The sequence below is a fragment of the Streptomyces sp. SID13726 genome, from assembly GCF_010548375.1.
In the GTDB taxonomy this organism is placed as follows: Bacteria; Actinomycetota; Actinomycetes; order Streptomycetales; family Streptomycetaceae; genus Streptomyces.
This window is the reverse complement of the sequence record NZ_JAAGLY010000511.1, coordinates 1-428: the sequence shown is the minus strand read 5'-3', so window position 1 is coordinate 428 and position 428 is coordinate 1. Positions and strand designations below refer to the sequence as shown.

Annotated in this window: 1 protein-coding gene; it reads right to left on the bottom strand. The window is 69.2% G+C overall.

Going from position 1 to position 428, the window contains the following annotated elements:
• Positions 1–428 (bottom strand): PKD domain-containing protein (locus G3I78_RS48860; RefSeq protein WP_164437106.1); only part of this gene is annotated, 428 nt, incomplete at both ends.

Genomic DNA, 428 nt, shown 5'->3' with positions numbered 1-428 from the left:
AGTTGAAGATCGCCCCGTCCGCGACGTCGACGCTGATCTCGGGCGCCGTGTTGCCGACCGTGATCTGCTTCGTCGAGAGCGTGAACAGGCCCTCCGGGTCGGTGACCCGCAGGATGACGTCGAACTGCCCGAGCTCGGTGTACTCGTGCGTGACCCTCACACCGGTGGCGTCGGTCTGACCGTCACCGTCGAAGTCCCACGCGTACGTGAGCTCCTCGCCCTCGGGGTCGGTGCTCCCCGTGCCGTCGAACGTCACCTCGAGCGGCGCGATGCCGGAGTCCGGCGTCGCGACCGGCTTCGACACCGGCGGGCGCGAGCCCGACAGGTAGTCGATGCGGTGCAGGCCCGAGTTCGGGTTGTCGCGGCCGAAGCCGCCGCCCCAGTCGAGCACGTAGAGCGAGCCCTCGGGACCGAACTTGGACTCGATC